General features: G+C 40.8%; 10 protein-coding genes. 1 reads left to right on the plus strand and 9 read right to left on the minus strand.

The features are described from left to right. Positions 1-77: 77 nt before the first annotated feature. Positions 78-284, plus strand: a complete 207-nt coding sequence (locus M3205_RS05880; RefSeq protein WP_251169064.1) for a YrzA family protein — start codon at positions 78-80, stop codon at positions 282-284. A 23-nt stretch (positions 285-307) separates the two neighbouring features. On the opposite strand, the gene M3205_RS05885 is transcribed toward M3205_RS05880, so the two are convergent. The 9 genes from M3205_RS05885 to M3205_RS25885 form a co-directional block, all read right to left on the minus strand. Further along, the gene (locus M3205_RS05885; protein WP_251169053.1) at positions 308-973 is read right to left on the minus strand and encodes a YrrS family protein; all 666 of its coding nucleotides are present in this window, start codon (positions 971-973) and stop codon (positions 308-310) included. Between the two features lie 421 nt (positions 974-1,394). Beyond that, positions 1,395-3,188 carry a peptidoglycan D,D-transpeptidase FtsI family protein gene (locus tag M3205_RS05890; RefSeq protein ID WP_251169054.1) on the minus strand — a complete coding sequence of 598 codons (1,794 nt, stop codon included), beginning with the start codon at positions 3,186-3,188 and terminating at the stop codon, positions 1,395-1,397. Between the two features lie 56 nt (positions 3,189-3,244). Then, on the minus strand, positions 3,245-3,721 hold the full coding sequence (gene greA / locus M3205_RS05895; RefSeq protein ID WP_095245918.1) for a transcription elongation factor GreA: 477 nt from the start codon (positions 3,719-3,721) through the stop codon (positions 3,245-3,247). Positions 3,722-3,972: 251 nt separating this feature from the next. Beyond that, the gene (udk, locus tag M3205_RS05900; protein ID WP_251169055.1) at positions 3,973-4,608 is read right to left on the minus strand and encodes a uridine kinase; all 636 of its coding nucleotides are present in this window, start codon (positions 4,606-4,608) and stop codon (positions 3,973-3,975) included. Positions 4,609-4,611: 3 nt separating this feature from the next. Then, the gene (locus tag M3205_RS05905; RefSeq protein ID WP_251169056.1) at positions 4,612-5,880 is read right to left on the minus strand and encodes a peptidase U32 family protein; all 1,269 of its coding nucleotides are present in this window, start codon (positions 5,878-5,880) and stop codon (positions 4,612-4,614) included. Positions 5,881-5,915: 35 nt separating this feature from the next. Further along, positions 5,916-6,845, minus strand: a complete 930-nt coding sequence (locus M3205_RS05910; protein WP_251169057.1) for a peptidase U32 family protein — start codon at positions 6,843-6,845, stop codon at positions 5,916-5,918. Between the two features lie 5 nt (positions 6,846-6,850). Continuing rightward, entirely contained in the window at positions 6,851-7,486 is a 636-nt protein-coding gene (locus tag M3205_RS05915) for an O-methyltransferase (RefSeq protein WP_251169065.1), read from the minus strand. 269 nt (positions 7,487-7,755) lie between these two features. Continuing rightward, the gene (gene mltG, locus M3205_RS05920) at positions 7,756-8,889 is read right to left on the minus strand and encodes an endolytic transglycosylase MltG (RefSeq protein WP_251169058.1); all 1,134 of its coding nucleotides are present in this window, start codon (positions 8,887-8,889) and stop codon (positions 7,756-7,758) included. A 285-nt stretch (positions 8,890-9,174) separates the two neighbouring features. Then, positions 9,175-9,258: an IS3 family transposase gene (locus M3205_RS25885; protein WP_224936932.1), complete on the minus strand. Its 84-nt coding sequence runs from the start codon at positions 9,256-9,258 to the stop codon at positions 9,175-9,177. Positions 9,259-9,266 lie beyond the last annotated feature (8 nt).

Genomic DNA, 9,266 nt, shown 5'->3' on the forward strand with positions numbered 1-9,266 from the left:
TGCAGGTTTTGAAAGTTGCCAGACTAAAACTAACCCCATAAAATAAAAGATAGTATCGAAGGGAAGGAGGAATTATGATGAATTTCCAGTTTGATTTGATAGAAGATAAGGTTGAGTTTTATGAAGCTCCTAGTTTAAAGGAGCTTGAAAAGAAGATAAATTTGCAGATTGAGCATAATAAAGCCATCCTTTTATCTGTTCACCACGTATCGCATCAAATGCATCTTGATGAGAATGGAAGGACTTATTTCTCGGCGGTGGTCCACTATAAAGCAAAAAAATAAGGACGCCCTGGCGTCCTTATTAACTAATTTATTTCATTTAAGACCTCTACCCTGGATGGCTTCCATCCTTTTCCGTCAACCCAGTCTATATAGACACGGTACTTTTCACTTTTATCTTTTGTGGAAATTGTTCCAACAGAGCTGTTGGGTCCATTATTTCCGAGGAACCAAACAGTCATATTTCCTTGATCAACACCTGTTGCATAAGAAATGGCGCTGAGCATTTCCTGCCAATCTGCATGATTTTGATCATAGACAGCTGTATGCTCTCCGGTTTGAGAGGTTCCTACTGGTTTCCATGCTGGATTTTCAATCGTTCTTTCAACGTCAGGCCCGCTTCCGCCTTCTGTTACAACTTGTTCTTGATCTCCCTCAGTCTCCTCAGCATTTTCTTCTTTTTCTTTTTCTTTTTCTTCTTCAGGATCTTTATCAGCTTTCTCTTTGTCTTTATCCTTATTTTGCTCTATGTCATTTCCCTTATCTTCCTTATTTTTCTCTTTTTGTTTCGATTCAGAAGCTGTCTGTTCATCGGCAGGAAGTGCCTGGTCATTATTACCGCCAAAGAATATTTTGGCTGATACAACAATAATAAGGATGATGACAAGTGCAATAAGGCTATTTAAGATAATATTGGTTTTTTTTCTTTTTTCCCGTTGACCAAAACGGGATTCTCTGTTATTTCCTTTCAAGACTTTCTCCTCCCCAATTTGTAAGAATTACAAGTAAATACCAGAATGAACTATTTAATGCACTATAATAATATAATTTTTACTTATAATTTTGTCTGTTGATTTCCGCTCCAGGCCTTGCTTTCCGCGAGGAGTGCTGCCAGCCTCCTCAGCTTTGCCTGTGGGGTCTCGCATTCCCTCACTTCCCGCAGAAGTCAAGTGCCCTCCACTCCAATCAACTCAGTGCACATACTTAGTGCATAAATCATCTACTATGAAAGAAATAATTATAAAAAATGAGGATTACTTTACCCAAACAGCGGCTGTCAACATTCTAACACGGAATTAGGTTATGTTAAAAGAAATAACCTATGTACATCGTACTGCCGGCAAGTAAATGGACGTAGGCAACATCAGCAAAGTTACACTATACCATATTTGTTTACTGGTCTGCAGATCCCAATGGAGCAGTTTCTTGTTTATGATTAATGTTATAAACTTCTTTGACGATATCAGCAAAGAGCGGGTTTACTCCCCCTGTGTCTTCAGTAACCTCCAGATTTACAGTTACAAGGGCATATTTTGGATTTTTATACGGGAAGTAACCTGCGAACCATTTATTGTGCAGTTGCTTTCCATCAGCCATTATGCCCGTTTCAGCTGTGCCGGATTTTCCGGCAACTTCGTAAGGAAGTTCTTTAAACCAGCGGCCGGTCCCTTCTTCATTAATTACAACTTCCCTTAGCAGTCTTTGAAGCTTCATAGCGGTAAACGGGGCAATTATTTCTCCCTGCAGCTTCTGTTTCTTGAATTCTATAAGAGATGTACTGTTTTTATATTCAATTTCTGAAGCAACCCGGACCATTTCTTTATCTCCTCCTCTGGCTATAGTTGCCATCATGTTGGCAACAGCAAGTGGAGTAGCTCTCACCTCATGCTGTCCAATTCCTGTCAGACCTGCAAAATTACTGTCCTTTTTAGCATCTTCAGACAGGAACACCCGTCCTTTTTCTTCATCCTGAAGTTGTTTAAAATCGCTGAAATGATAAATATCTCCCTCCCAGCTTACAGGACCTATTAAAGACAGTTTGTCTGCATACTGCTCAAGGAGATTCGGGTTAATATCTTTCAACTCCTTAGCAATGGAGGCAAATGTATTATTACAGCTCCTGGCAAAGCTCTCATCGAAATTCAGCATGCCATGCTGATATTTAAGATCCGGTTCCCCATTAATTTTCCTGCTGCAGTCAAATTGCAACTTAGGATCGTCCAGACCATGGTCAATTGCGGCTGCTGCCACCACCGTTTTAAAAACCGATCCCATAATTTGCTGTTTAATCATATGATTAACCGTGCCTTTGCTTTTTTCTTCAAAAGGATTACTTTTATTAAGGGATGGACGCGACACCATTGCCAAGATTGAACTAGTCTCTATATCAAGCAGGATAATACCGCCTTTTTTAATCCCATGCTGATCCGCCAATTTTTCAGCCATCATCTGTAAATCATAATCCAAAGTTGTCCTAATATTGACTGGATAAAAGGGGTTTGCCGGCTCTACATATTTCACGTTGATGCCAAACAGCGGTCCGCCAGTCCCATCCACATGATAGACAAGTTTTGAAGCCCCTTCAGGAAGCAGAAATTCATCAAAGCTCTTCTCCATCCCAGTAATGCCAATCATTGTGTCAGAAGATAGATCTTTGTCCGGGTATCTTTCTTTAAGGACGGACTGATTCTGACCGGTAATTCCGATTAGCTGGGATGCAGGTTTCTCGGAACGGCTGTATTTCTTCTCAACAGCAAAGACACCCGGAATTTTCAAGTCATTGATTTTCTTCATTTGATCGAAAGACAGCTGAATGGGCTCCGGACTTCCAAATGCAAAAGGTTCTTTTGCATTCTCAATAGAATGCCGCAATGAATACTCCGAAGCACCCGTAATTTCAGATACCTTTTTTATATCCCAATCCATTCTTGTGAGGAAAGGGAATAATATAAGAACAGATTTATTTTCAAATGTCATGGGATTACCGTTGCGATCAAGAAAATCCCCTCTCCCGGCATCGATAATCATTTCCTGGGATCGCTGACGGACACTCGCTTCAAGAAGATTGATCTTCCTGCCAGTAAAATGCTCTGTTGAAACAAGCTGCAGCTGTATGAGCCTTCCCATAAGAAAGCAAATTACTATGAAACTAACGATTAGCCAGCCAACTGCCCTTTTTCTCCACATAAAAAACACCTCGTCAAAAGTCTTGACGAGGTTTTCTGATTTCAAACCAGCTATTCTTATTTAATGGAAACAATGCGTACGTTCATTTCTCCTCCAGGAGTCTGAACGGTAACTTCGTCTCCAACTGTACGGCCCATAAGGCTCTTGGCGATTGGAGAATCATTAGAGATTTTTCCTTCAAAAGGATCCGCCTCTGCACTTCCTACAATAGTGTAAGTTTCCTCGTCACCATCCGGAAGCTCTACGAACGTAACGGAACGGCCAAGTCCAACAATATCTCCGGCCATTTCTTCTTCTTGAATGATCTTAGCATTGCGGATCATATTTTCAAGAGTGGTAATCCGTCCTTCAACAAAAGCCTGCTCTTCTTTTGCTGAATCATATTCTGAGTTCTCGGAAAGATCTCCGAAACTTCTTGCGATTTTTATACGTTCAACCACTTCTTTGCGCTTAACCGATTTTAAATAATCCAGTTCTTGCTCAAGTTTTTCTTTACCTGCCTGTGTCATTGGGAAAACTTTTTCTGTAGCCAAAACCTTCACTCCTTCGAATTACACTTCCTGTAAAAGGATGTGTTCTATAATGTATGTACTTCTTTTTATCATATTTTCAGGAAAATGAACAGGAGCGCGTCCTTTGTTAAAGGGCGCGCAGATCATCTTTTTATATTGACCGGCTCTGGAAGATTTAGCTGACGGTTATATTGAACCGGGACAAGCAATAGATCTTAAAAAGCCACTCGGTAAAAGGATAAATCCTATAGAACATTTTCAATGCTATTGTTTCATAAAAATGACTTTTGTTCAAGAATTGTTTGAATTTTTGTGACCATTAAATCGATCGCAACGTAATTATGCCCGCCTTCGGGAATAATGATGTCAGCATATCTTTTCGTCGGCTCAATAAATTGATTATGCATTGGCCGTACAACATTTACATATTGTTCAATGACTGAATCCATGGTGCGTCCCCGCTCTTTTATATCCCTGAATAAGCGGCGGATGATCCGCAGGTCGGCATCCGTATCTACATATAATTTCATGTCCATTAGATTACGGAGCCTCTCATCCTCAAGAATCAGAATGCCTTCTAGGATGATGACATCCTTGGGTTCGACTTCAATTACTTCTTCAGACCTTGTATGCACGGCATAATCATACACAGGCTTTCTTATCGGCTCATATCTCAGCAGACTTTCAATATGTTCAATAAGCAGGTCGTTATCAAATGCAAGCGGATGGTCATAATTCGTTTTCAACCTCTCTTCAAAAGGCAGATGAGTCTGATCCTTATAATAATAATCCTGTTCGATCATAAGGATTGAGTGCCCTTTGAATCGGTCATAAATCGCTTTAGTTACACTCGTTTTTCCTGAGCCGGAACCGCCGGCCACCCCAATTACAACGGGTTTGCGTTTCATTGATTAGAGCTCCTTTCGCATCATGTTGTCAGGGTATACCGGCTTATCAACTTTAAATTGAACAATTTGAAGCGGATGGCGCGCAGCATCAAGCTCATTGCCTTTTTCATCCCATATTTTATCGATGACTTGTGTAAAGTTTTCAATTTCAGGGCCGAAGAATTCTACTTCCTCTCCGGGCATAAATTTGTTTCTCTGCTGCAGGGTAACAATTTGTGTTTCCGGATTGTAATCCAGCACAAGCCCGACGAAGTCGATATTCGTCTTTTTGCTATGATTTCCAAACATTTGCTCTTTATACCCGGGAACCCCTTCAAAAAAGGCTGTCGCCGTTTCGCGGTTGGCACATTTATCAAGCTCTTCAAGCCATTCCTGCTTAATCTGGAAGTTGTCCGGATCTGCACAATAGGCATCAATCACTTTGCGGTACACGCTTACTACTGTTGCAATGTAATGGATGGATTTCATGCGTCCTTCAATTTTTAAACTGTCAATTCCCAATTCGATCATACGCGGAATTGATTCAATCAGCTTAAGATCTTTAGGACTCATTGCAAATGGAGCATCTCCTTCGCTGTATAAAGGAACTTCATTCTCTCCTTCAAGCTGATATAAATCATAATCCCAGCGGCAGGACTGGCAGCAGCCACCCCTGTTGGAATCACGTGCTGTCATATGGTTGCTGAGTGTGCAGCGCCCGGAGTAGGCAATACACATCGCCCCATGAATGAAGGTTTCAATTTCAATATCAACCTTCTCCTTCATTTCTTTGATTTCCTCCGCACTTGTTTCACGCGCAAGGACCACACGCTCCAATCCTTCTTCCTTCCAGAACTCGACTGCCTTCCAATTGGAGAGGGATTGCTGTGTGCTTAAATGAACTTCTATCTCAGGCGCGACACGACGGCAGGTTTCAATGATCAGCGGATCAGCTACAATGATTCCTGCAACTCCTGCTTCTTTAAGGCCCAGCAAATAATCCTCAAGACCATCAATATTCTCGTTATGAGCAAAAATATTGGTTGTAACATAAATCTTCGCTCCGTATTTTTTGGCGAATTCGACGCCTTCTTTCATTTCTTCAAAAGTGAAGTTGCCTGCGTTTGAACGAAGGCCATATTCCTGTCCGCCGATAAACACAGCGTCGGCACCATAGTGAACGGCAATCTTCAGCTTTTCAAGGTTCCCAGCCGGAGCAAGCAATTCAGGTTTTTTTACAATGACCCGTTTGCCGTTGACAATTTCGGAAATTTTTTCTTTTACCGCTGCCATAGAGCTTCCTCCTCTTTCATTTTCATATAGTCAAATTAGTAGACAGTTTCCTTAAAGAAGAATCCGGTATCAAGCGGACGATTCGCCGGCTGAATTTCTTCAACTTCAGTGAGAAGACCATCTTTTATTTCATCGTATTGGTCCGGATCTTCGACACATAGATCAATAGCTTTTCTATAAAGTTTAGTCACTTCAGCAATATACTCAGGAGTTTTTAATATCCCGTCTATTTTAAATGAATCAATGCCTGCTTCAATCATTTCCTGCAGTTCATCTATAATGCAGATGTCATTAGGACTCATGATATGAGTGCCATTTTCATCTTCAAAAATCGGGTATTTATTTTCCCGTTCCTTGTCGTGAAGGAACATATTTTTTTCCTGTTTGCGGTTTTCCACTTCCAGTGCTTTCCCCTGGTATTCATAATAATTGCCCAGCAAGGAGCGCTTTGATTGGAACATGGCAGTCATACCATGAACCTGCACCTCAATTTCCACCTCGGCATTCTTTTTTATTTCAATGATGGCATCCATATTAATCTCTCTTGCCAAGACTGCACGTTTTGCACCTTTTCTGCCCCAATAGTTGCATGTATACCAGTTTGTGGCAGTAGTTTCTGTATTCCAATGGAGTTTCATGTCCGGCGCAGCAGAGCGGGCGGCCATTAATACAGCAGGGTCTCCAAATATAATTGCATCAGCTTTTATTTGTTTCAGGAAACTGATATAACCTTCAAGTTCAGGCACTTTATCATTATGAAATAAAGCATTCATCGCCACATACACTTTTTTTCCATGCTTGTGTGCAAGTTCAACCGCTTCTTTCACATCTTCCCTTGTGAATTCCCCTGCAAGTCTCAGTCCATATCGCTGTTCTCCCACAACAAAGGCATCGGCACCTGCAGACACAAGGAGCCCTATATCTTCAACACTTGTTGGCGTTACCAACAGTTCAGGTTTTTTCATTATAATCACCTCTTTTTACTAATTGCCATGCCATCCCCAACAGGTAAAATAACTGTATGATATTCAGGATGACTCATTAACCATTTATTAAATACATCAATTTTTCTAACCATATTCCGGATACGTTTATTTTCTATATTTGATTCACAAACAAGGCCTTTGAAAAGGACATTGTCTGTAATAATTACGCCGCCATTTGTGAGAAATCGTGAATAGATTTCAAAGAACCGCTGATATTGGCCTTTTGCAGCATCAATAAATATAGCATCATAAGGTCCGTGCTTTTCAACGTCTTCTTCGACTTCCAGGGCATCTCCCTTAATGATGAAGATTTGCTCCTTTTTCCCGGCTTCTTCTATATACTTTTCAGCAAGCTCGTATCGGTCCGCATCGCGTTCAATCGTAACAACTTTCGATTCAGGAACTGTGAAGGCCATTCTGAGTGCTGAATAGCCGATTGCCGTGCCTACTTCGAGTATCCTTTTCGGTTTTTGAATACGCAAAAGCTGAAGCATCGCTTCGATTCCTGCCAGCTCCATAATTGGAACATTGTGCTCTTTGGCGTACTGCTCCATTTTGTCCAGTAACTGGGGTCTACCAGGTATTATTTCCTCTATATATGCATGCAGCTTATTGTTCATCAAGCTAGCATCACCTCAATCGGATGGAATTTTATTGTCAATCTGCGGATTTAAGAGAAACTCAGATCTCAGCCGCTTTTTTATTTAGACATGAAAAAATAGCGTTCACAGATAGGATGTAAAAATGCGCTGTGCTGCATTCCGGCTAGATGAGCCTGTATCCATGCTTGTCCGTGATTCACGCTATCGCGAAGCTTATATAAAACACCTGATCTATTTTACCATAAGTAAATGGGGAATGCTATATCTGCACATTCCCCTTTACCAATTTAATTATTTGAGATATGCTGCGCCTTTTTCTGATTATGCTCATCCAGCGTCCTGGAGAAAAGAACTTCTCCTGATGATGTAGCAAGGAAGTAAAGGTAATCTGTTTCTGCAGGCACCAATGCTGCTTCAATTGAAGAAACACCTGCATTTGAAATTGGCCCGGGCGTCAGTCCAGGGTACTTATATGTGTTGTATGGTGAGTCGATCTCTAAGTCTTTATATAGGACTCTTGATTTATGTTCACCATGTGCATACAGGACCGTTGGATCTGTCTGGAGTGGCATCCCTGTGTCAATCCGGTTGTAGAAAACACTCGCAATCTGATCACGGTCTACTTTCGCAGTTGCTTCTTCCTCTATGAGCGATGCCATTGTCAATAATTTGTGCGGAGTGTATTCCTGCTTCTCCATATCACCGCTATACTTTTCCATAACTGATTCCGTTTTATCAAGCATAACTTTGACAATTTCTTCTATAGTCGGATCTTCTTTGTAAAAAGGATAGGTTGCCGGGAATAAGTATCCCTCAAGAGGATATTTAATATTCTCACCCAGGATTTCCTTTGTAAGCAAATCAGGATATTCTGCCATTAAAGATTTAATAAAAGCTTCTTCATTAAGTTTTTTCAAAACATCTTCAGGTTTTTTTTCAGTTTTTTCTGCAATGATTCCCGCTATCTGCTCAAGCTGTTTTCCCTCAGGAATGGTGATCTTGAAAGCTACTTCTTCCATTACCTTACCTGTTTTCAAGCTATCAAGGATCTCCTTCATATTCATGGAAGGCTTCAATTCATATTCTCCTGCCATGAATCCAGCTTCATTTTTAAACTTCACATAATATTTAAATACACGTGCATCCCTGATAATTCCATTTTCTTCAAGCACAGTGCCGATTCCCGTCACAGATGACCCGATTGGTATCTCGACTTTTTTCGGCTTATTATTATCGGGATCAACAGGCTTTAATGCTGAATTAATATAAAAATATCCGCCGCCGAGCACTGCAGCAGCTGAGATTAATAATATAATTGCAACTATCAGTACAATTTTACGTACTACTTTTGCTTCGCCTTGGCGCTCAATCATTTTTTCCCGTATTATTTCTTTTTTCCCTTTTTGATCGTCTGCCGACATCACATATCCCCCCGTTAAAAAAGACGTTGGCTTCCTTGGAAATTAACTAGCATGTTTTATTGCCAACTGGCCTAAGAACTCGTATTTTCTTATTATTTCTGAGACATCACGGGCTTATTATACTATATTTTCTTTTGTAAGTCGCAGGATATTACAAAAACCAAAAGGATCCGCCATTTTTTTCCACGATTTGCACTTTAGCTTATTCAGCTCCGGCCGAAAAAAGAAACAAATAAAAAACTGGCCCGGGTGGTCTTGTCCCTGTCAAGTAGACAACATAAAAAGCTAAGCAGTGAGCGCGTGTCGATATTCTATCGGCGCGCGTTTCTTTAGTTTCTTTTGTCTGCGTTTGTAATTGTAATGGTAAATGTAATCCT

It is taken from the genome of Cytobacillus firmus, from assembly GCF_023715565.1.
Taxonomy (GTDB): Bacteria; Bacillota; Bacilli; order Bacillales; family Cytobacillaceae; genus Cytobacillus; species Cytobacillus firmus_C.